21 protein-coding genes are annotated in these 21514 nt (G+C 64.2%); 8 read left to right on the forward strand and 13 right to left on the reverse strand.

Annotated features, from left to right (window positions below; all coding sequences use genetic code 11):
* Positions 1-5 precede the first annotated feature (5 nt).
* Entirely contained in the window at positions 6-635 is a 630-nt protein-coding gene (locus KLP42_RS03460) for a DNA-3-methyladenine glycosylase I (protein WP_215564762.1), read from the reverse strand.
* 311 nt (positions 636-946) lie between these two features.
* Here KLP42_RS03460 and KLP42_RS03465 point away from each other — a divergent pair, with 311 nt between their 5' ends.
* Entirely contained in the window at positions 947-1768 is an 822-nt protein-coding gene (locus KLP42_RS03465) for a L,D-transpeptidase (RefSeq protein ID WP_215564831.1), read from the forward strand.
* An 86-nt stretch (positions 1769-1854) separates the two neighbouring features.
* Positions 1855-2517 carry an outer membrane protein gene (locus tag KLP42_RS03470; protein WP_215564763.1) on the forward strand — a complete coding sequence of 221 codons (663 nt, stop codon included), beginning with the start codon at positions 1855-1857 and terminating at the stop codon, positions 2515-2517.
* 27 nt (positions 2518-2544) lie between these two features.
* On the opposite strand, the gene glcF is transcribed toward KLP42_RS03470, so the two are convergent.
* Genes glcF through KLP42_RS03485 form a run of 3 tightly spaced genes read right to left on the reverse strand, consistent with a single transcriptional unit; the run spans position 2545 to position 6491 of the window.
* Positions 2545-3843: a glycolate oxidase subunit GlcF gene (glcF, locus tag KLP42_RS03475; RefSeq protein ID WP_215564764.1), complete on the reverse strand. Its 1299-nt coding sequence runs from the start codon at positions 3841-3843 to the stop codon at positions 2545-2547.
* A 3-nt stretch (positions 3844-3846) separates the two neighbouring features.
* Positions 3847-5055: a glycolate oxidase subunit GlcE gene (glcE, locus tag KLP42_RS03480; RefSeq protein ID WP_215564765.1), complete on the reverse strand. Its 1209-nt coding sequence runs from the start codon at positions 5053-5055 to the stop codon at positions 3847-3849.
* Positions 5052-6491: an FAD-binding oxidoreductase gene (locus KLP42_RS03485; RefSeq protein WP_215564766.1), complete on the reverse strand. Its 1440-nt coding sequence runs from the start codon at positions 6489-6491 to the stop codon at positions 5052-5054. The genes glcE and KLP42_RS03485 overlap by 4 nt, the downstream gene beginning before the upstream one ends.
* A 306-nt stretch (positions 6492-6797) precedes the next feature.
* Between KLP42_RS03485 and KLP42_RS03490 the strand changes: the two genes are divergently transcribed.
* From KLP42_RS03490 to KLP42_RS03510, 5 genes are all read left to right on the forward strand, one after another.
* The gene (locus tag KLP42_RS03490) at positions 6798-7262 is read left to right on the forward strand and encodes an NUDIX hydrolase (protein ID WP_215564832.1); all 465 of its coding nucleotides are present in this window, start codon (positions 6798-6800) and stop codon (positions 7260-7262) included.
* A 115-nt stretch (positions 7263-7377) separates the two neighbouring features.
* Positions 7378-8925 (forward strand): inorganic phosphate transporter, encoded by a 1548-nt coding sequence (locus tag KLP42_RS03495; RefSeq protein ID WP_502941257.1) that lies wholly within the window; start codon positions 7378-7380, stop codon positions 8923-8925.
* A gap of 26 nt (positions 8926-8951) precedes the next feature.
* On the forward strand, positions 8952-9701 hold the full coding sequence (locus KLP42_RS03500; protein WP_215564767.1) for a 16S rRNA (uracil(1498)-N(3))-methyltransferase: 750 nt from the start codon (positions 8952-8954) through the stop codon (positions 9699-9701).
* Between the two features lie 102 nt (positions 9702-9803).
* Positions 9804-11177 carry a glutamate--cysteine ligase gene (locus KLP42_RS03505; protein ID WP_215564768.1) on the forward strand — a complete coding sequence of 458 codons (1374 nt, stop codon included), beginning with the start codon at positions 9804-9806 and terminating at the stop codon, positions 11175-11177.
* A 98-nt stretch (positions 11178-11275) separates the two neighbouring features.
* The gene (locus KLP42_RS03510; protein ID WP_215564769.1) at positions 11276-12172 is read left to right on the forward strand and encodes a DUF937 domain-containing protein; all 897 of its coding nucleotides are present in this window, start codon (positions 11276-11278) and stop codon (positions 12170-12172) included.
* 172 nt (positions 12173-12344) lie between these two features.
* On the opposite strand, the gene KLP42_RS03515 is transcribed toward KLP42_RS03510, so the two are convergent.
* Positions 12345-12626, reverse strand: a complete 282-nt coding sequence (locus KLP42_RS03515; RefSeq protein ID WP_215564770.1) for a YjiS-like domain-containing protein — start codon at positions 12624-12626, stop codon at positions 12345-12347.
* A gap of 186 nt (positions 12627-12812) precedes the next feature.
* Here KLP42_RS03515 and KLP42_RS03520 point away from each other — a divergent pair, with 186 nt between their 5' ends.
* A complete protein-coding gene (locus tag KLP42_RS03520; protein WP_215564771.1) occupies positions 12813-13766 on the forward strand; it encodes a LysR substrate-binding domain-containing protein in 954 nt (317 codons plus the stop codon).
* Between the two features lie 81 nt (positions 13767-13847).
* On the opposite strand, the gene KLP42_RS03525 is transcribed toward KLP42_RS03520, so the two are convergent.
* The 8 genes from KLP42_RS03525 to KLP42_RS03560 all read right to left on the reverse strand — a co-directional run bounded on the left by KLP42_RS03525 (position 13848) and on the right by KLP42_RS03560 (position 21449).
* A complete protein-coding gene (locus KLP42_RS03525) occupies positions 13848-14630 on the reverse strand; it encodes a 3-hydroxybutyrate dehydrogenase (RefSeq protein ID WP_215564772.1) in 783 nt (260 codons plus the stop codon).
* Between the two features lies 1 nt (position 14631).
* Positions 14632-15807, reverse strand: coding sequence for a DUF3734 domain-containing protein (locus tag KLP42_RS03530; protein WP_215564773.1), 1176 nt, complete (start codon positions 15805-15807; stop codon positions 14632-14634).
* 171 nt (positions 15808-15978) lie between these two features.
* Positions 15979-17007: an alcohol dehydrogenase AdhP gene (gene adhP, locus KLP42_RS03535; RefSeq protein WP_215564774.1), complete on the reverse strand. Its 1029-nt coding sequence runs from the start codon at positions 17005-17007 to the stop codon at positions 15979-15981.
* 129 nt (positions 17008-17136) lie between these two features.
* On the reverse strand, positions 17137-17556 hold the full coding sequence (locus KLP42_RS03540) for an MAPEG family protein (RefSeq protein WP_215564775.1): 420 nt from the start codon (positions 17554-17556) through the stop codon (positions 17137-17139).
* A gap of 79 nt (positions 17557-17635) precedes the next feature.
* Complete coding sequence (locus KLP42_RS03545) at positions 17636-17998, reverse strand: hypothetical protein (RefSeq protein ID WP_215564776.1); 363 nt, start codon at positions 17996-17998, stop codon at positions 17636-17638.
* Positions 17999-18099: 101 nt separating this feature from the next.
* The gene (gene guaB, locus KLP42_RS03550) at positions 18100-19605 is read right to left on the reverse strand and encodes an IMP dehydrogenase (protein ID WP_215564777.1); all 1506 of its coding nucleotides are present in this window, start codon (positions 19603-19605) and stop codon (positions 18100-18102) included.
* A 172-nt stretch (positions 19606-19777) separates the two neighbouring features.
* The gene (locus KLP42_RS03555) at positions 19778-20281 is read right to left on the reverse strand and encodes a ferritin-like domain-containing protein (protein WP_252192712.1); all 504 of its coding nucleotides are present in this window, start codon (positions 20279-20281) and stop codon (positions 19778-19780) included.
* 166 nt (positions 20282-20447) lie between these two features.
* On the reverse strand, positions 20448-21449 hold the full coding sequence (locus KLP42_RS03560) for an MBL fold metallo-hydrolase (protein ID WP_215564778.1): 1002 nt from the start codon (positions 21447-21449) through the stop codon (positions 20448-20450).
* Positions 21450-21514 lie beyond the last annotated feature (65 nt).

Consider the following 21514-nt stretch of genomic DNA (forward strand, 5'->3'; position numbering starts at 1 on the left):
CAGGTTCAGGGCCGGACGAACGCCGCCCGCTCCGCCTCCACCACCGGCTGCAGATAACAGCCGTCCAGATGGTCGTTGACGAGGCCCATGGCCTGCATGAAGGCATAGACGGTGGTGGGGCCGACAAAGGTCCAGCCGCGTTTCTTCAGATCCTTCGACAGGCGGATGGAAGTGGGTGTCGTCGGGTTTGCCCGCAACGTGTCGAGGTCCATCACCGCGGGACGTTCCTCCGGCCCCGGCTCGTAGGACCAGAAGAAGCGGGCGAGCGAGCCGAATTCGTCACGCAGTTCCACCGCGCGCCGGGCATTGTTGATGGTGGAAACGATCTTGCCGCGATGGCGGATGATGCCGGCATCCGCCACGCAGCGCTCGATATCTGCCTCATCGAAGGTGGCGACGCGCTCGAAATCGAAGCCGGCGAAGGCCGCGCGGAAATTCTCGCGCTTGCGCAGGATCGTCAGCCACGAGAGGCCGGACTGGAAACCCTCAAGGCATATCTTCTCGAACAGGCGGATGTCTTCGGTGACCGGACGGCCCCATTCCTCGTCATGATAGCGCTCGTAATCGGCAAGGCCCTGGTGCCAGAAGCAGCGGCAGCGGCCGTCTGCCCCTTCGATGATGCCCGGTTTCAGCATGAATACTCCTCTCAAGCTCCCCTGCCCTGGCAGCGCGCGATGATGCCCGCCACCCGAAACATGCAGGCATTGGGCGAATCCGCCAGACCGAAGCGAGGTTTACCAGTCCTCAACCCTGTTTCCAAACCGGTGGTTAACCTTCTGCCGGATTTTGGAGAATACCCCGCTTTTTCAGCAGCCTGCATTTACCCTTCGGTGGCGGTTGCAGCGCAGGTTCTGGGGCATCAGCATGCCGGTCCATCGCCGGCGTCAACCTTTCGGAAAGGATGTCGCGGATGCAGCGCCCCTGGACACGCTTCGGCAAGACCCTGATGGCAATCGGTCCGAGCCTTCTGGTTCTCGCCGCGCCGCTCGCTGCCGAGGAGCGCTACCGCGAGCGCCCGCCGGTGATCGTCAGTCCGGACCTCACCGCGCCCTGGATCCGCCAGCTGGGCGGCCAGGTGCGCACCGCCCGGCCGACCCCATCCTACCCCTCAAGCGCCGGCCGGTCCCAGACCGGTCTGCCCGGCAGACCGCTGCAACTGATGTCGACCACCCCGAGGGTCGTTGCACCGCCTACGCAATCCACGCAGCTCCGCCCTCGTCCGCCGGAGCCGCCGCTGCCCGCCAGCCCGTCGGCCACCGCACCGGTTCAGGCCGCCGCCATGCAGCCGATCCCGGTGATCCGCAGCCGGCTGGAGCCGCAATTCCTGCCGCAGATCGTCGATTACGAGACGCGCGAGACGCCGGGCACCATCGTCATCGATACGCCGCACCGCTTCCTCTATCTGGTCATGGAGGGCGGCAAGGCGAAACGCTATGGTGTCGGCGTCGGCAAGCCGGGCTTCGAATGGGCCGGCGCCCACAAGGTGACCCGCAAGGCCGAATGGCCGGACTGGCATCCGCCGAAGGAAATGATCGCCCGCGAGGCGGCCAAGGGTCATTACCTGCCGGTGAAGATGGACGGCGGCCCGGAAAACCCGCTCGGCGCGCGCGCACTTTACCTCGGCTCGACTCTCTACCGCATTCACGGCACCAATGCGCCCTGGACGATCGGCAGCGGCGTCTCCTCCGGATGCATCCGCATGCGCAACGAGGATGTCACCGATCTCTACCAACGCGTACCCGTCGGCACCACGGTGATCGTCATGTGAGGCAAGGCGGCAACAGGTTTGTCATGTGCCTGTCATGCCCGGCCGCTTAGCTTGGGTCCACGCCAATGGGACCCAGAGCATCCGTCATGATTCGTCGCAATGCCATCCGCGCCGCCGCCCTGTTTGCCGGCTGTCTTGTCGTCAGTGCGGCTCAGGCCGGCGATTTCGAAATCTCGGGCTATGGCGGCTGGCAGTCGGCACCGCACAGTGATGTGGATGTCAGCGACCAGGCAAGTTTTGCCGCCGGCTGGGAAGGCAAGTCTTTTGCAAGCCCGCCCTACTGGGGCATTCGCGGCACCTACTGGTTCGAGGAGGGCGCGCTGTCGAATGTCGGCATCTCGCTCGATTACACGCATGACAAGGTCTATGCCGACGACGAGACCATGGCCAAGGCCGGCTGGTCGCATTTCGAGTTCACCGACGGCCTGAACATCCTGACGCTGAACGCGCTCTACCGCTTCCCGCTGCAGGACCTGCCGATCACGCCCTATGTCGGCGCCGGGGTCGGCATCAACGTGCCGCATGTGGAGGTGACCCGCGCCTCCGGCAAAACCTTCGACTATCAGTTCGGCGGCGCGACGATCCAGGCGCAGGCGGGTGTCAGCTACCGCTTTACCGAAAACTGGTCGGCCTTCCTGGAATACAAGGGCACCTATAACTGGATCGATGTCGACATCGACAGCAATGCCTCGCTGAAGACCGACATCATCACCAATGCGGTGAATTTCGGCGTTTCCTACAAATTCTGACCGGAGGGGCTGGGGCCGCCACCCCGGTCAGGCCGGAAGCCTTGCGGGTTTCGGCCCGCCATAGGCCCAGTCCAGCAGTTCCACCGTGTGCAGCACCGGGATCTCGGTTCCGGTGCGGATCTGCGTGATGCAGCCGATATTGCCGGTGGCCACCACATCCGGCTGCGTGGCTTCCAGATTGCGCACCTTGCGCTGCTTCAGCTGTGCGGAAATCTCCGGCTGCAGGATGTTGTAGGTGCCGGCGGAGCCGCAACAGAGATGGCCTTCGGCCGGATCCTTCACGGCAAAGCCCGCCGCCTTCAAAAGAGCCTTCGGCTGCAGCGTGATCTTCTGACCGTGCTGCATCGAGCAGGCCGAATGATAGGCAACCGTCAGCCCGCGCGCCGCCAGCCGTGGCAGGTCGAGCGTGGCCAGATATTCGGTCACGTCGCGGGCGAGCGCCGAGACACGCGCAGCCTTTTGCGCATAGGCGGGATCGAGCCGCAGCATGTGGCCGTAATCCTTGATCGTGGTGCCGCAGCCGGACGCGGTGATCAGGATGGCATCGATCCCCTCCCCCTCGATCTCGGCCATCCAGGCATCGACATTGCGGCGGGCGAAGTCGAGCGCATCGGCCTCGCGGCCCATGTGATGCACCAGCGCGCCGCAGCAGCCCTCCCCCTTCGGGCTTACCACCGCCACGCCGAAGCGCGCGAGCAACCGGCGCGTGGCGGCATTGATGCCGGGATCGAGCACCGGCTGTGCGCAGCCTTCCAGAAGAGCGACGCGACCGCGGCGAAGGCCGGGCTCCGCCAGGAGGCCGGACGAGGCTGGCGATGCAGAGGGCAGCGCCTTCGGGGCAAGCTGCAGCATGGCGGCAAAGGGCGACAGCGCCTTGACGCGGGCAAACACCGGCGCCAGCGGACGGGCAAGACCCGCAAGCCTCAACGCCGCGCGAAACCGTGCCGGATAGGGCAGGATCGCTGCCAGCAGCGCACGGGTGAAACGGTCGAGCGGCGGACGGGTATAGGTCTTTTCGATATGCACCCGCGCGTGATCGACGAGGTGCATGTAATCGACGCCGGAGGGACAGGTCGTGGTGCAGGAAAGGCAGGAGAGACAGCGGTCGATGTGCTTCACCACCTCCGCATCGGCCGGGCGACCGTTCTCCAGCATGTCCTTGATGAGATATATGCGCCCGCGCGGGCTGTCCAACTCGTTGCCTAGCGTCACATAGGTGGGACAGGTGGCCGTGCAGAAGCCGCAATGCACGCAGCGCCGCAGGATCTTTTCCGATTCCGCCACCTGCGGATCGACAAGCTGTTCGGCGGTAAAGGATGTCTGCATGGTTCAGAGCCCTGCCATCTTGCCCGGATTGAAGATCCCGGCCGGATCAAGCTGCTGCTTCACCCGGGCCGAGAGCGCGGCGACCGCCGGCGAGAGCGGCTCGAAGGCCGGAACGGTGGTGCGCATCTGCGCCGACGCCCGCATCAGCGTGGCATGGCCGCCGCCGAAATGGGCGATGGCGCGGCGCAGCAGGTCTGGCTCGGGATCGGCCTCCATCCGCATCCAGACAAGCCCGCCCTGCCAGTCGTAGAAGGCATCGATACCCGCCTCCAGCCGCAGCGCCGCGACCACCTGGAAGCCGGCGGAGGGCGCAACCGAGACGCGCCAGACCGGACGGCTGGTGCTGTCGGCATAGGGGGCGACGTCGCGGATCTGTCGCCAGAGGTGAGCGCTGGCCTCGTTTTCGTTTGCCGAAACCGGGGCATGCCGGCCAAAGAGCTCCCGAAGCCGGGCGGCCCGCACCGGCACCGAGGCGGCAAGCCCCTCCAGCCGCAGCACCGTGGCCGCGCCCTCCGGCAGATGCCCGCCGAGGAAACGGCCGCGCACGCTTTCCGGCAGATGCGCCGCGGCGGAAACCTCCACGGAAAGCCCCATGGCGGCGGCCATTACCCGAGCCGCCGCTTCGTCATCGAGGCCGGAGACAATGATCGTCTGCTCTGTCTTCGGACGCGGCAGCACGCGGAAGGTCACTTCCGTCAGGAAGCCCAGCGTGCCATGCGAACCGGCGAGAAGCTTGACGAGATCGAGCCCGGTGACGTTCTTCATGACGCGTCCGCCGGCGCGGATGACCTCGCCGCGACCGTTGACGAAGCGGATGCCGAGCAGGCTGTCGCGCGCCGCCCCGGCCGACAGCCGGCGGGGACCGGAGGCATTGGTGGCAAACACGCCGCCGATGGTCGGCTCGCCGTCGGTGCCCATGATCGCCCGGTGGTCGATCGGATCGAAGGAGAGCATCTGGCCGTTGTCCAGAAGGGTCTCCTCGATCTCCGCAAGCGGCGTGCCGGCCCGCGCCGTCATCACCATTTCGGCCGGGTCATAGGCCACGATGCCGGACATGCCTGCAGACCGCAGCACCGCATCGGCCGAAACCGGCGAACCGAAGCCGGAGCGGGTATTGCCGCCGGAAATGGCAAGCCTGCGACCGGCCGCGGCCGCGGCGCGGATCATGCCGGCGGCCTCTTCCTCGCAGACGGGAACCAGGATCGCGCTCATGCGGCCGGCCGCCCTTCGAGCGGAAACACCTTGGAGGGGTTCATCAGCCATTGCGGATCAAAGGCGGCGCGCACGGCCATCTGCTGGGCAAGGTCGGCCTCGGAATACTGGTGGCGCATCAGGTCCCGCTTCTCGATTCCCACGCCGTGCTCGCCCGTCAGACAGCCACCGGCATCCACGCAGAGTTTGAGGATCTCGTTGCCGGCAGTCTCGGCTTTCGCCGCCTCCACCGGGTCGTTGGCATTGAACAGGATCAGCGGATGCATGTTGCCATCGCCGGCATGGAAGACATTGGCAACGCGCAACCCGAAGCCCGCAACGATCTCGCCGGTGCGCTTCAGCACATGGGACAGCTGGCTGAGCGGCACCGTTCCGTCCATGCAGATGTAATCGGCAATGCGGCCCGTCGCGCCGAAGGCGGACTTTCGGCCCTTCCAGATCAGCGCCGCCTCCGTCGCCGACTGGCACTCCCGCACAGTTCTCACGCCATGGCGCCTTGCAATCTCGACGATCAGCGAAAGCATGGCATCCATCTCCGCTTCCGATCCCTCCACCTCGACGATCAGGAGCGCGCCGACATCGAGCGGATAGCCGGCCTTGGCGAAGGCCTCGCATATCTCGATGGCCGGCTTGTCCATGAATTCGATGGCGACCGGAATGATTCCGGAGCCGATGACATCGGCCACGCAGGCGCCCGCCTCCTCCGAGGTCTCGAAGCCGAACAGCACGGGCCGCGCGCCCTCGGGCTTGGCCAGAATGCGCACCGTCGCTTCCGTCACGATGCCGAGTTGCCCCTCCGAGCCGCAGACGAGGCCAAGGAGGTCGTAGCCGGCGGCATCCAGGTGCTTGCCGCCCAGTTCGATCACCGTGCCATCGACCAGCACAAGCGTGACGCCGAGCAGGTTGTTGGTGGTGACGCCGTATTTCAGGCAGTGCGCGCCGCCGGAATTCATGCCGATATTGCCGCCGATCGTGCAGGCGAGCTGCGAACTGGGGTCCGGCGCATAGAAGAAGCCTTCCGGCGAAACCGCATCGGAAATGGCGAGGTTGGTGACACCCGCCTGAACGGTGGCGGTGCGGTTGAAGGGGTCGATCTCAAGGATCCGCGACAGGCGCGACAGCCCGATCACCACCGCATCCTCCTGCGGAATGGCGCCACCGCAGAGCGAGGTGCCAGCCCCGCGCGGTACGACCGGAATGCCGTAGCGATGACAGTATCTCAGCACCGCCGCCACTTCCGCCGTGCTGGTAGGCAGCGCGACCGCCAGCGGCAGCCGCCGATAGGACACGAAGGCGTCCGTCTCGAAGGGAACCAGTTCGCGCGGCTCGTGCACCAGACCTTCGGGCGGCAGCAGATCCGCCAGATCGGCAATGATGGTGGATCGGCGCGCCAGCACGTCTGCACGCGGCTTCAGGAATGCGATCGTTTCGGACACGCCGTCTCCTCCAACTGTCCAGATCCGTTTCCTCTCACGGATCAGGCGTCACCTTCAAGCGCTACCTTCGGCTGCCATGACGGATGTCAAAAACTGTGCGGATATTCAAGGGAACGCTGATATTTAAGGCCCATGCAACCTACATGTGCTACAAAAGTTCGAGCTGACGCAAAGGCCGCATCACATTTCGCTTTGCGTCGTAAATGAACAGCTGTGCAAGCGGAAATTTGTGTTAGGAGTAACCCCGAAATCCGGAGTTCCAGGAAAGTGAGTCTGCTCAGTCAAATCGCCGCCGATCTTCGCCTGATGTTGCAGCGCCCGCCGCAGCAGCAGTATGCCGCGCTGTGCTATCGGTTCCACCCGGTCCATGGCCTTCAGGTGCTGTTGCTCACGAGTCGCGAGACGCGCCGATGGGTGATTCCGAAGGGCTGGCCGATGAAGGGCAAGAAGGCTCATGCGGTTGCCGAGCAGGAGGCCTATGAGGAAGCCGGTGTGCGCGGCAAGGCCGAGAAGGAGCCCTTCGGCTTCTATGCCTATGTCAAGAAGCGCAAGACGGGCGTGAAGGTGCCGGTGCGCGTGCAGGTCCATGCATTGCAGGTGGACGAGATGCTTGAAACCTTTCCGGAACGCGAAAGCCGCAGCCTGGAATGGGTTTCCTGCATGGACGCAGCCACACGGGTGCAGGAACCGGAACTGCGCAATCTTTTGCTGGCCTTCGACAGGCGCATGGCATCATCCGTCCCGGAAAAGGTGCGCGCGGTCGGGCGTTGAGCGCCCGGACGCCCCTGCAGCGCTCCCTCTCGCATTCAACCGTCATGGCGGCGTTGCGCCAGCGTGCTAGAAGAGCGGGAACGCCACAACCACCCGCAATGGCAGTGCATTCATCTTGAACATCACGAGCGACAACAGGCAGCCGGAGGGTGATGCCGGGAAACCCTCTGCCAGGCGCCCGAAGACGACGCTGGACAAGGATCTTGCGCGCATTGCCTCGGTTGAGGATGCTTCGCTGCACCTTGGTCGCCGACTGGCGGCTCCGGGGGCAGCCTTCCTGTTCCTGATTGCCGTGATGATCTTCTCTGTGGTGGGCGTCACCGGCCATTCCTCGACCGTGGTGGTGGCTGTCGCCACGGTCATGGCGGCCTACATGGCCATGAACATCGGCGCCAACGACGTCGCCAACAATATCGGGGCCGCCGTCGGCGCGAATGCGCTCAGCCTCGGCTTCGGTCTGGCGCTGGCAGCCGTCTGCGAGGTCTCCGGCGCGCTGATTGCCGGCAATGCGGTCGCCGATACGATTGCCAACGGCATCCTCTATGCCGACCGGCTGCCGGGCACAGACCATTATGTCTGGGCGATGATGGCGGCACTGCTGGGTTCGGCGATCTGGATCAACATCGCCACCTGGATCGGCGCGCCGATCTCCACCACCCATGCCATCGTCGGCGGGGTGATGGGCGCGGCCATTGCCGCCGGCGGCGCTGGCGCAGTCAACTGGACGGTGCTGTCCGGGATCGCGGCAAGCTGGCTGCTTTCGCCGCTGATGGGCGCCCTGATCGCCATTGCCGTGCTCGTCTTCATCAACCGCCGCATCGTCAACGCGCCGGACAAGATCGCCGCCGCCCGCCGCTGGGTGCCGGTCCTGATCGGCACGATGTTCGGCGCCTTCACCACCTATGTCGCGCTGATCGTACCCTTCGGCACCCTCGTTTTCGGGCTGATACAGGCGCTTTCGGTCGGCGCGGCGGGCGGCATGCTGGCCTATGCGACAAGCGTGCCTCTGGTGCGACGGCAATCGGCAGGGCTGGAGAACCGCAACCAGTCGCTGAAGGCATTGTTCCAGCTGCCGCTGGTGTTTTCCGCGGCGCTCCTCTCCTTTGCGCATGGCGCCAACGACGTGGCCAATGCCGTCGGCCCGCTCGCGGCCATCGTCGCAGCCGTGCAGGATGCGGCACTGGTCGGCACCGGCCCTATTCCCCTGTGGGAACTGCTGATCGGCGGGCTCGGCATCTCGCTCGGCCTGCTGCTGTTCGGCCCGAAACTGATCAACCTCGTCGGCAAGCAGATCACCAAGCTCAATCCGATGCGCGCCTATTGCGTGGCGCTGTCTGCTGCCGTGACCGTCATCCTGGCCTCGACGATCGGCGTGCCGGTCAGTTCCACCCATACCGCAATCGGCGCGGTGTTCGGTATCGGTCTCTATCGCGAATGGCGCGCCCGCCAGCCGCGCCCTCGCCCCGATCTGCCGCAGGAAAACACGGACGCGGAGAGGCCCCGGCAGAAGAAACAGGAGGCCAATGCCGCCGAATCCCGGCGTCGCTATCTGGTGCGGCGCTCGCATCTCCTGACGATTGCCGGCGCCTGGACAATCACCGTTCCCGTGTCGGGCGCCCTTGCGGGCGGCCTCGCGATGCTTATGTTCCGGCTCTTCATCTGACCGAACCGCCCGCAGGATATTTCAGGATGCGCGCCAATTTCCGCATGCAGCGGCTTTTCACCGATGCCCCCCTCGCCGTCGGCTCGCCGGTCGAGGCGACCGCCGAGCAGTTCAACTACCTCGTCAATGTGCTGCGCCTGCAGGAGGAGGACGAGATCCTGCTGTTCAACGGACGCGACGGCGAATGGAAGGCGAAGCTGCATTTCCCGAGCCGCAAGAAGCTGCAGATGCAGCCCCTCGAACAGACCCGCCCGCAGGACCCGCTGCCGGACCTGCACTATCTCTTCGCGCCGCTGAAAGTGGGGCGCCTCGATTATCTCGTGCAGAAGGCGGTGGAAATGGGGGCCGGCACCCTGCAGCCGGTGATGACCCAGCACGTGCAGGGCAAGATCACCAGTCTGGAGCGGCTGCAGGCCAATGTGATGGAGGCTGCCGAACAATGCGGCATCCTGGCCGTGCCGAGCGTTCAGCCGCCGGTGAAGCTGAGGGACCTCCTGGAGCGCTGGCCGGCGGATCGGCGCATCATCTTCTGCGACGAGGGGGCGGAAAGCCACAATCCGCTGCCGATCCTTGAGCGGATATCCGAGCGCAGGCTCGCACTGCTGATCGGCCCGGAAGGCGGTTTCTCGCAGGAGGAACGCGCCATGCTGCACGCTCTTCCCTTCGTCACCGCCATTCCGCTCGGGCCCCGCATCCTGCGCGCCGACACTGCCGCCGTCGCCGCTCTTGCCGTCGTGCAGGCCGTGCTCGGCGACTGGGCTCTATCGCCGTCCTGACAGTGCTTTCAGAGAAATTCACTTGCGCCGTTCCTCGTTCCGGTACAAGCAGCTTTGCCCGGTTTCAGCACCGGCATCGTCCCATCAGACAAGGTCGATTTCATGGCTCGTGACACCACCGATCATACCCCGCTGACCTCCGTCGAGGAGATGGTGGCCTATATCGCCAAGGGGTCGAAGCCGGAAGGCTCCTTCCGCATCGGCACCGAGCACGAAAAATTCGCCTTCTTCCAGAACGACCACAGCCCCGTGCCCTATTTTGGCGAGCGCAGCATTTCGGCGCTGCTGAAAGGCATGCAGGAGAAGCTCGGCTGGGAACCGATCATGGACGGCGAGCACATCATCGGGCTCGGCGAACAATCCGGCATGGGGGCGATCTCGATCGAGCCGGGCGGCCAGTTCGAACTGTCCGGTGCGCCGCTGGAAACGCTGCACCAGACCTGCCGCGAATCCAACCAGCACCTGGCCGTGCTGCGCGAGGTGGCGGAACCGATGGGCATCCGCTTCCTCGGCATTGGAGGCAGCCCGAAATGGACGCTGGCCGAAACGCCGCGCATGCCGAAATCCCGCTACGAGATCATGACGCGCTACATGCCGAAGGTCGGCAGCCGCGGCCTCGACATGATGTACCGCACCTGCACCATCCAGGTGAATCTCGACTTCTCCTCCGAAGCCGACATGGCGCGCAAGATGCTGGTGTCGCTGAAACTGCAGCCGCTGGCGACCGCGCTGTTTGCCTCTTCGCCCTTCACCGAAGGCAGGCCGAACGGGCTGCTCTCCTGGCGCGGCGAGATCTGGCGCGACACCGACAATGCCCGCGCCGGGCTGCTGCCGCAGGCCTTTGCCGGCGATTTCGGTTTCCAGACCTATGTCGAATGGGCGCTCGACGTGCCGATGTATTTCGTCGTGCGCGACGGTCGTTATCACGACTGTACGCACATCACTTTCCGCCAGTTCATGAACGGCGCGCTGAAGGGCGAGATGGCCGACTGGCAGCCGACGCTCGGCGACTGGACGAACCATCTCGGCACGCTGTTTCCCGACGTGCGGCTGAAGCGCTATCTCGAAATGCGCGGCGCCGATGGCGGACCGTGGCGGCGCATCTGTGCGCTGCCCGCCTTCTGGGTGGGCCTGCTCTATGACGACAGCGCGCTGGCCGCCGCCGAGGATCTGACCCGCGACTGGACCTATGCCGATGTGCTGGCGCTGCGCGATGCCGTGCCGGCCGGCGGCCTTAACACCGCAATCGCCGGCCGGCCGCTGCTCGATATTGCCCGCGAAGCGGTCCGTATCTCGTCCGCCGGCCTGAAGGCCCGCGCGCGCCTCAACGGCGAGGGTCAGGACGAATCGATCTTCCTGCAGCCGCTGGAGGAAATCCTCGCCAAGAAGAAGGTTCTGGCCGAGGAGATGCTGGCGCTTTACGACGGCCGCTGGAACCGATCCGTGGAGCCGGTCTTCGACGAGTTTCAGTATTAGGCTTCTGCGATTTTAAGCTGAACAAACCGGTTTCCCCGGAACCTTTTCCAGTTATAGTGACTGTATATAAAAGGGATTCCAGAGAGGAGCCGAATGCGATGCTGCCGCTGTTCGATATGATGATGAGGGCGCAGAACGGCGCCGCCATGGATGCCATGGCCAAGCAGTTCAACCTGGCCCAGGAACAGGCGGCACAGGCCATGGCGGCGCTGATGCCGGCCTTTTCCTCAGGCCTGAAGCGCACCAGCAGCAACCCCTACGATTTCAGCGCGCTGATGAGCAGCATGTTCTCCGGCGCCTATGCCCAGTATTTCGACGACATTACCAAGGCCTTCACGCCGCAGGGCATGGCCGATGGCAATGCCGTCCTTGACCGCCTTTTCGGCTCCAAGGAAGTGACCCGCGCGATTGCCGAGCAGGCCGCGCAGTTGACGGGCATCGGCCAGGAGGTGCTGCGCCAGATGATGCCGGCCATGGCCGACAGCATCATGGGCGGGCTCTTCAAGCAGATGACGGGCCAGGTGTCGCAGAACCCCTTCTCGCCGGAAGCCATGGGCAAGGCGACACAGCAATGGCTGGAGGCGATCGGTTTTGCGCCGAAGGCCAGGCCGCAGCCGGCACCGATGCCCTTCGACACGCCGATGTTTCAGGCCTTCCGTTCGATGTGGGGGCTGGAGAAGCCCACCCAGCCGGCACCGGCGCCCAATCCCTTCGCCGACAATCCCTTCGCCAAGGCCTTTCAGGAGATGATGGCCGGCGCCTTTTCGACGCCCGCCGGCGAACCCGCCGCCTCGCAGACAAAGCCCTCGCAGCAGGCAAAGGCTCCCGAGCCGGAGACACCCCAGCCGAAGCCGGAGATCGAGAAGTTCAAGTCCATGCTGAACAGCATGTTCGACAGCGGTGTCGAGGTGCAGAAGGCCTATCAGAAGAACATGGAAGCGATCTTCGAAGGCTATATGCGCGCCGGTCAGGACACGCCGAAGGCGCCCGCCTGATCCCGGAGGCGGTTGCCGCCTCAGCGCCCGCACACACGACGATACCGGAGATAAAAAAAGCCCGGCGCGGATCAACCGGCCGGGCAAGCAGCAGGGCTATTGGCGTTACCCTGCGGGGAAAACTGTATCATCGGCGGATCGGAGAGGGCATGTCCCCGTCAGGTCCGCTTTTTCAGGCGCGGCGGCGCCCCCTGTTGCGCGCACTGGCCGGCAGCAGCCTGAAGGGGTCTTCAAAGGCGCGGGCCTGGTTGAGGGCGCGATCCACCTCGTGGCGCGTCAGCCCGATATCGGCCAGTTGATAATCCTCGAGATCAATCAACTGATTGAGCGCTTTGCGGTTGCGGTACACGCGCAGAACGTTGGTCGCGGCAGCGATCATCTCCGCAAGGAGACCGAGATCGGTCGTGCGGCGCGCGAAAACCGCGCGGCTTGTCATCCGTTCTGTCGTGCTCATGGGATGTCCTTTCTTCAGGCACGAAAAATACACCCCTTCCGGTATCCGGAAAGGTGGCCAGCAGAGGCCGTCAGAGTGTCGGGAGGCCTTTGGATTTGCTTTGCCCTTGCGTTATGCGAAATCACCATTGATCAGTCCAACGAATGTTTCTAATGATTGGCATCAGATGATCTGATAGGTGACCCGATGTCCGCTCCGCTTGATACAGACCAGCTGCAAACCTTCGTCGCCATTGTCGATACGGGAAGCTTCACCAAGGCTGCCGACCGCGTCTTCAAGACGCAGAGCGCCGTGTCGATGCAGATGCGACGGCTGGAGGAGCGGGTGGGCAAGCAGCTGTTCGTCAAGGACGGGCGCGGCAACCGGCTGACCGCGGAGGGCGAGAAGCTTCTGAACTATGCCCGCCGCATCATCCGGCTGAACAACGAGGCGATTGCCGCCTTCGACGACAACCGCCTGGAGGGAACGCTGCGGATCGGCACGCCGGACGACTATGCCGACCGCTACATGCCGGAAATCATCGGCCGCTTCGCCAAGACCCATCCGAATGTCGAGCTTTACATCGTCTGCGAACCTTCGGTTGACCTTGCGGAAAAGATGGCGCGCGGCGAACTGGACATTGCGCTTGTCACCCATAATCCGCGGGCGCGGCAATCGGATGTGGTACGAACCGAGCCGCTCTGCTGGGTCGCCTCCGCCAACCATCCGCTGCGCGACGATTCACCGGTGCCGCTGGCGGTGGGACGCCGCGACTGCAACTGGCGCCAGCTTGCCTGTTCGGCGCTCGATGCAGACGGGCGCGACTATCAGGTGCTGTTCACCAGTTGGTCCTCCACCGTCGTTGCCGCCGCCGTTCTGGCGGGCATGGCCGTTTCGGTGCTGCCGGAATCGGCGCTGAGACCGGGCATGAAGGTGCTGACCCAGCAGGATGGCTTCCCGCCACTGCCGCCGGTGCAGATCGGCCTGATGAAGCGGCCGGGTCTTTCCACCTCACTGATGACGGCGATCACCGATCACATCACCGCCTGTCTCGACAATATTTCCCCGGCCGTGGCGCCCGATGATCTGGACGGCGACATGCGCGCCTTCGGCCGCAGCGCGGCACGCCTGCGCAGCGTGCCGCTGATGCCCGGCTGGTGACCGGCGCCTGCTGTCCAACAGCCGATCTTGGTCGGGCCAATCGGCAAAGGGAGGCTGCGGCGTGTCAGCCTCACCCGGCGATCACCCCATATGCCAGCCGTGGCTCACTGTCAGCGATTGGCCGGTCAGCGCATTGGTTTCGAAGCCGGCGAGGAACAGTGCCACCTCGGCGACATCCTCGACCGTGGTGAATTCGCCATCCACGGTTTCTCCGAGCATCACCTTCTTCACGACCTCGTCCTCCGAAATGCCGAGCGTTGCCGCCTGTTCGGGGATCTGCTTGTCGACGAGCGGCGTGCGCACGAAGCCGGGGCAGATGACGTTGGCGCGGATGTGATGTTCGCCGCCTTCCTTGGCCAGCACGCGGGCAAGCCCCAGCAGGCCGTGCTTGGCGGTGACATAGGCAGATTTCAGCGGCGAGGCTTCATGCGAATGGACGGAGCCCATGTAGATGACCGCGCCGCCGCCCTGCCGCTTCATGTGCGGCACGCAGGCCTTGGTGGTGAGAAAGGCGCCATCCAGATGGATCGCCTGCATCTTCTTCCAGTCGGCGAAGGGAAAATCCTCAATGCGATGGACTATCTGGATGCCTGCATTCGAGACCAGGATATCAACGCGGCCGAAGTGCTCGATCGTCGCGGCAACGCCGGCATTGACCGCCTCCTCGCTCGTCACGTCCATGGCGATGCCGATTGCCTTGCCCCGCCCCAGCGCGGATAGTTCCGCAGCCTTCGCCTCGGCGGCCTCGCGGTTGAGGTCGGCGATCACCACATCGGCCCCTTCCTCCACATAGCGCCTGGCGATCGCGGCGCCGATGCCGCTGGCCGAACCGGTGATGACGGCGACTTTACCCTTGAGCTTCATGTCACGTTCTCCTTGCTTTCGCCGCATAATGCGGCATGGCAGCCGGCGCGTGGTCGGTTGCTCCTTCGTCCCGCGCCGTGTCCTGCGCGAGGTCGAAAATCTGGATGCCATTGCGGGGACGCCCGCGTCTTGTCCATTTCGGGTGGGTCAGCGTGCGCATGGCATCGTCATAACCGGCCTTCCAGTTCTCCTCGACGGTGGCACGCGAGAACTCGGCATCCATGGCATGCGAATCATAGGCGGCGCTGCGATGGATGAGGTGAACGAGCGTCACGTCATACTCCACGCCGATGGAGCGCAGGAGTGCGGCATCCTCGTCATCCTGCAGGTCCAGCGGCAGCTTTTCCAGCAGGCGACGGGCAGCACGGCGGATTGCCTGCTTGCGGGCAAACTCGTCGGTATTCATGCGCGTGCGGCTGGAGTAGCGGATCTCCTTGACGCGGGCATCCACCTCCAAAAGGTCGCGTGGCATCTGGCCGCGTGCCGGAAACAGATCCACCTGGAAGATGCAGAGATCGGAGTCATAGCTGTCGGCCGCCAGCACATATTGCAGCGGCGTGTTGGAGACGAGGCCGCCGTCCCAGTAGAACTCCCCGTCGATCTCGATCGGCGGAAAGCCCGGCGGCAGCGCGCCGGAGGCGGCCACGTGACGAGCGCAGAGCCGGGTTCTGCGTGTATCGAAATAGGCGAAGTTGCCGGTCTTTACATTCACCGCGCCGAGACTGACGCGCACCTTGCCGGCATTGATGCGGTCGAAATCCACAAGCCGCTCCAGTGTCTTCATGAGCGGTTCGGTGTCGTAATGGCTGATGCGGTAATCCGGGTTCAGCAGCATCTGGTAGGGGGTCGGCAGCCTTGGCGAAAAGAAGCCGGGCACCCCGGCGAACGAACCGGCCAGCACCGACCAGTCCTTCAGCATGCGCTTGCCGAAATGATCCTGCGGTGTCAGGCCGTAATCGAGACCGGAGGAAACCATGTGCCAGAAATCGCGCAGGTTTCGCACCTTGTGCTCGTCCGGACTGCCGGCGATGATGGCGGAATTGATCGCTCCGATCGAGATGCCGGCCAGCCAGTCGGGGCGGATGCCGTGGCTGTGCAGCGCCTCGAAGGTGCCGGCCTGATAGGCGCCGAGCGCTCCGCCGCCCTGAAAGACGAGAATGTTCTGTAACGGACGCATGGGAAACTTCCTGATGATCATCTTCGCATGTGCAGCATGCTCCCTCTGAACATGGTGCGGCGCAAAGGAAATGTCATCCACCGGAAAGATGAAACTTCGTTCACGAAGACGACATGCAGAAAGCCGCCCCCGAAGGAACGGCTTTCCTCTCCTCTTGCAGTCCGATGGCGGTCAGGCTGCGAGATCGAGCACGATACGGCCGTCGATCTTGCCCTCTTCCATGCGGTGGAAGATGTCGTTGATGTTCTCGATCTTGTCCCAGGAGAAGTGGGAGGCGACCTTGCCCTCGCCGGCAAACATCAGGCTTTCCTCGAGATCCTGACGGGTGCCGACGATGGAGCCGCGCACGGTGATGCGCTTCAGAACGGTGTCGAAGACCGGCAGCGAGATGAAGCCCGGCGGCAGGCCGACCAGCGACATGGTGCCCTTGGCGCGCAGGAAGCCATAGGCCTGTTCCATCGCTTTCGGCGAAACGGCCGTGACGAGCGCGCCATGCACGCCGCCGGTTGCCTTCTGGACCTGCTCGACGGCATCGGCGGCGCGGCCGTTGACGGTGACATCGGCGCCGAGCTTCCTGGCGAGCGCCAGCTTGTCATCGAAAATGTCGGCCGCCACCACGTGCATGCCCATGGCCTTGGCATATTGCACGGCCATGTGGCCGAGACCGCCGATGCCGGAAATGACCACCCATTCGCCGGGCCGCACCTCGGTTTCCTTCAGGCCCTTGTAGACGGTGACACCGGCGCAGAGCACGGGCGCTGCCGGGCCGAATTCCAGATTGTCCGGCAGGCGGCCGACATAATCGGGATCGGCCAGACCATATTGCGCAAACGTGCCGTTGACCGAGTAGCCGGTGTTCTGCTGGCTGCCGCACAGCGTTTCCCAGCCGGTGCGGCAGGGATTGCAGCAGCCGCAGGCGGTGTGCAGCCACGGAACGCCGACGCGATCGCCTTCCTTGATGCGGGTGACGCCGGCGCCGAGCTTGGCGACGTAGCCCACGCCTTCATGACCCGGAATGAAAGGCGGGTTCGGCTTGACCGGCCAGTCGCCATTGGCGGCGTGCAGGTCGGTGTGGCAAACGCCGGTCGCTTCGTATTTCACGAGGATCTGGCCCGGTCCCGGCTCCGGAATCGGCATCTCCTCGATCACCAGCGGCTTGCCGAATTCGCGCACCACTGCGGCTTTCATCATTGCTGCCATGATCTTCTCCTCGAACGGGTAACGGCACCGGCACCGGCCGGCGCATGATGGGAAGCGGTTGACCCGCACACCACCCGTTCTAGAGCAGCTGTCAGCTTTCCGTTTTGATTTGCCGCAAAAGGCGGATCGTCAGTTCAGCGCCAGCCAGAGGGCCAGCCAGATCCACATGCACCCCAGAGCCCCGGCACCGGCCATGAAGACGAGGCGACGATAACGGATGCGGTTGCTGGTGACATGGATAAAGGCGTGGACGCAGCGGCTGAGCACGAAGAACCAGGCAAGCCCGATGACGACCGGATTGTCGCCGCTCGTCATGTAGAGGGCGAGGCACACCACGTGGAAGAAGACCGGCAGCTCGAACTGGTTCTTCAGGCTGTTGTGCACGAAGAGACTGTCCTGCGGCTCCTGCAGGTTTTCGCGGAACTGCGCAACGGTTGCCCGCCCGGCCCTGACCGCTGCCACGCGGCGTCGCGAAAGAAGAATGTAGAGAACAAACACCAGCGCCACATGGGCAATCATCGGCCAGATCATGGCTTCGCTCGGCAACATGGAGGGGCCCTTTCCGCGCGTCGGCAATGCAAAAAAAGCCGCGGACGGATCGTCCGCGGCCGAAGGTCTTATGGCCCCGTTAGCGACGCAAGCGCAAGACTTCCGTTCCGGCACCATCCTCCCCCGAAATGGTCCAGACACCATCCAGAACACCACCCGGCTTGACCTCGTAGATCACCAGCCCGACGCTGTCGCCCAGGACATAGGCGGCGGAGAAGGCGTTCTCGTGCAACATGCAGATGCCGACCGAATTCGACGCTCCGGTTTCCCATTCGATCGAGCAGGTGGTTTCGCTGGTGAGGGAAATCTCCGCCGTGCCGCTGTAGGCCGAGCCATCCAGGTTGGTGCCGGATACGCTATAGGTCCCCGCTTCCACCGTCTGTGCTTGTGCGCAGGACAGGGACGCGCCGACAAGCAGCGCGCAGGCAATCAGTCTCTTCATGTTATCCCCCGAAAATGCCGGCAGGATTGCCGGCACAGGGAGAATAGCCGAGCCCGGACGGCTGGCAATGGGGCCAGCCGCCTGTCGGCATCGAAGCGGCTTCAGCTGCCGGCGCCCGGATAGTTCGGGCTTTCGCGGGTGATCGTCACGCCATGCGGATGGCTTTCGCGCAGGCCGGCCCCGGAAATGCGCACGAAGGTGGCCTTTTCCTGGAAATCCTTGAGATCCCTGCCGCCGACATAGCCCATGGCCGCCTTGAGGCCGCCGGCCAGCTGATGCAGCACGGCCGAAACCGGCCCCTTGTAGGGCACCTGGCCTTCGATGCCCTCCGGCACCAGCTTCAGCGTGTCGCGCACTTCCGCCTGGAAGTAGCGATCGGCCGAACCGCGGGCCATGGCGCCGACAGAGCCCATGCCGCGATAGGCCTTGAAGGAGCGGCCCTGGTAGAGATAGACCTCGCCCGGGCTTTCATCCGTGCCGGCCAGCAGCGAGCCGACCATGACGGCGGAGGCGCCGGCGGCAATCGCCTTGGCCACGTCGCCAGAGAACTTGATGCCGCCATCGGCGATCACCGGAATACCGTGCTTGTTGGCTTCCTCGACGGCGGCCATGACGGCGGCAAGCTGCGGCACGCCGACACCGGCAACGATGCGCGTCGTGCAGATCGAGCCCGGCCCGATGCCGACCTTGATGCAATCGGCGCCGGCATCGATCAGGGCGCGGGTGCCTTCGCCGGTGGCGACATTGCCGGCAATGATGCGAACCGAGTTCGTCATCGCCTTCACGGCCGCCACGGCATCGAGAACCTTCTGCGAGTGACCGTGGGCGGTATCGACGACGATCACGTCGACGCCGGCCTCGATCAGCCGCTCGGCGCGCTCGCGACCGTCATCGCCGGTGGAGATGGCGGCGGCAACGCGCAGGCGCCCCTGCGCATCCTTGGAGGCATGCGGGTTCAACTGCGACTTCTCGATGTCCTTGACGGTGATGAGGCCGACGCAATGGCCCTGGCCGTCCACCACCAGCAGCTTTTCGATGCGGTGCTTGTGCAGCAGGCGCTTGGCTTCCGCCTGATCGACGCTTTCCTTGACGGTGACAAGGCCTTCGCGCGTCATCAACTCATAGATCTTCTGGCCGGGATCGGAGGCGAAGCGCACGTCGCGATTGGTGAGGATGCCGACGAGGCGGCCGGTCTTGTGACCGCCGGCGCCGCCGTTCTCCACCACCGGAATGCCGGAAATGCCATGCGCCTTCATCAGCGACAGGGCTTCTGCCAGCGTGGCGTCCGGGCCGATCGTGACCGGGTTCACCACCATGCCGCTTTCGAACTTCTTGACCTGCCGCACTTCCTCGGCCTGTTCGATCGGCGTCAGGTTGCGGTGGATGACGCCGATGCCGCCGGACTGCGCCATGGCGATCGCCAGACGGCTTTCCGTCACGGTGTCCATGGCAGACGACAGGATCGGCAGGTTCAGCTCGATATCCTGGGCAATCCGCGTTGCGATATTGGTCTGCGCCGGAAGAACTTCGGAATGACCGGGCTGCAGCAGCACATCATCGAAGGTGAGCGCCTCGGCGCCGGTGGCGGATTCTACAATGCGGGCCATGCCAATTTCCTTCAGTAAAAGAAAGAGCGGTCCGGCGGGAGGAGCCGGAGACGATCTTCGGGAATGGGAAGTTGGCGAGGGCTGGTAACACGCTTTCATGAGGATGAAAACTGCCATCCTCTGCAAAATGCGGCATGACGGCAGAATTTCATCCCCACGTCATGATCCGGCATCAGTTGCGCGCCGCACAGCGCTCAAAGGCCGGCAGGTGATTGTTCTCCGAGGCCGCCCGCAGAGCATCGAAGACCCGCAGGATATCCGGATATCCCGCCGCAGCCGGCATGAGTTCCTTGGCGTAGAGATCGCGGTTGGCGATTTCGGCCGCAACGCCCATGCGACAGGCTTCCGCCGGCGTGGCCGGCACCGCGGCCTTGGCGCTTGCGGAGCCGAGGCCTGCATTGGCGGGCACGTCGACACCATAGCGCTGCATGAGGTCCGTCAGGGCTGCCGCGTGCTTGCGTTCAGCCTCGATGATATTGACGAAAGGCCGCACCGCGCCGAACTTCGCGATGACCGCATCATAGAAGGCTTCGGCATTGTATTCATCTTCCAGCGCCCGGATGAGGGCCTGTTCGGCCTTGAGATCCAGCGGCGCGGCATGCGCGGTCGCCGTATAGAAGACCCCGGACAAGAGGCTGGCGGCGCACAGGGACAGAACGGAAAGACTGCGTTTCATGATCGATATCCTCGGTGATGATGGACACAGGCTAACAGCGCCGTCCCGCATACCCGCGTGATCCAGATCAATATGAACAAAATCTAATCCAACATGACCGATCGGTCATGATCGGGCCGGCGCAGACATGCGCGCCGACCCTTTCCTAGGGCCGAGTGACGGCAACTCAGATCTCGAACTGATAGCTCTTCGGTACGAAGCGGTAGCCCGTCTCCTGCTTTTCGACGTAACCGACCGCCGGGAAGGGCATATGGTATCCGAGGAAGGCCAGCTTGTCGGTTGCGATCATGTCGAAAACCTTCTTGCGGGTTGCCGCCGCCATTTCCTTGTTCATGTCGAAACGCACTTCCCAATCCGGGCGCTGCAGCGACAGAACGAAGTGGTTGGCGGTATCGGCTGTCAGGATCAGACGGCGTCCGCCGGATTCGATGTTGTAGATCATGTGGCCCGGAGAATGGCCGAAGGCGGCCATGCTGGTAATGCCCGAGACAACCGAGGCGCCATCACCGATGAAGGTCATCTTGTCGGCGAGCGGCTTGACGTTGGCAAGCACCGCCTTGTGCCCACCCTCTGCCGGCGTGCCGACGCGCGCCGTGTTCGTCCAGAAATCATATTCTGCCTGCCCGGTGACATAACGCGCATTCGCGAAGGCCGGCTTGCCGTTTTCCATCAGGCCACCGATGTGGTCGCCGTGCAGATGGGTCAGGACGACGACCGTGACATCCTCCGGCTGGTAACCGGCGAGCTTCATGCCATCCTGAAGACGGCCCATGCCATTGGCGCGGCCTCCGGCCCCAAAACCGGTGTCGAAGAGGACGACCTCGTTGCCGGCCCTGATCAGCGTCGGCGCGAAGGAATTGACGAAATTGTCGGCAGGCAGGAAGTTTTCCTGGAGAAGCGCCCCGACGGTTTCCGCGCTCTGGTTCGTGCCGAAGATTTCGTTGGGCTTTCCGGACGCACGCGCGCCATCGCGCACCACCAGCACCTCAAATTCGCCCAGCTTGAACATATCCGTCGGCGGCGGCAGTGTTGCGGTCATCTTTCCATCCGTGGCAGCCGGCTGGCTGCTCTGTGCCAGTGCTTGTCCCGACAGGATTGCCGGTGCGGCCAGCATGCTTGCCCCTGCGGATCCCAGCAGAATCCGCCGCCCCATCTTCATCTGTGCCATGTCAACCTCCAATGCGCGCGACCGGCCGCGCGTCTCGTCCCTTTGCCGGTTGGTGCAGAGATATG

Source organism: Rhizobium sp. CSW-27 (assembly GCF_018760785.1).
GTDB lineage: Bacteria > Pseudomonadota > Alphaproteobacteria > Rhizobiales > Rhizobiaceae > Neorhizobium.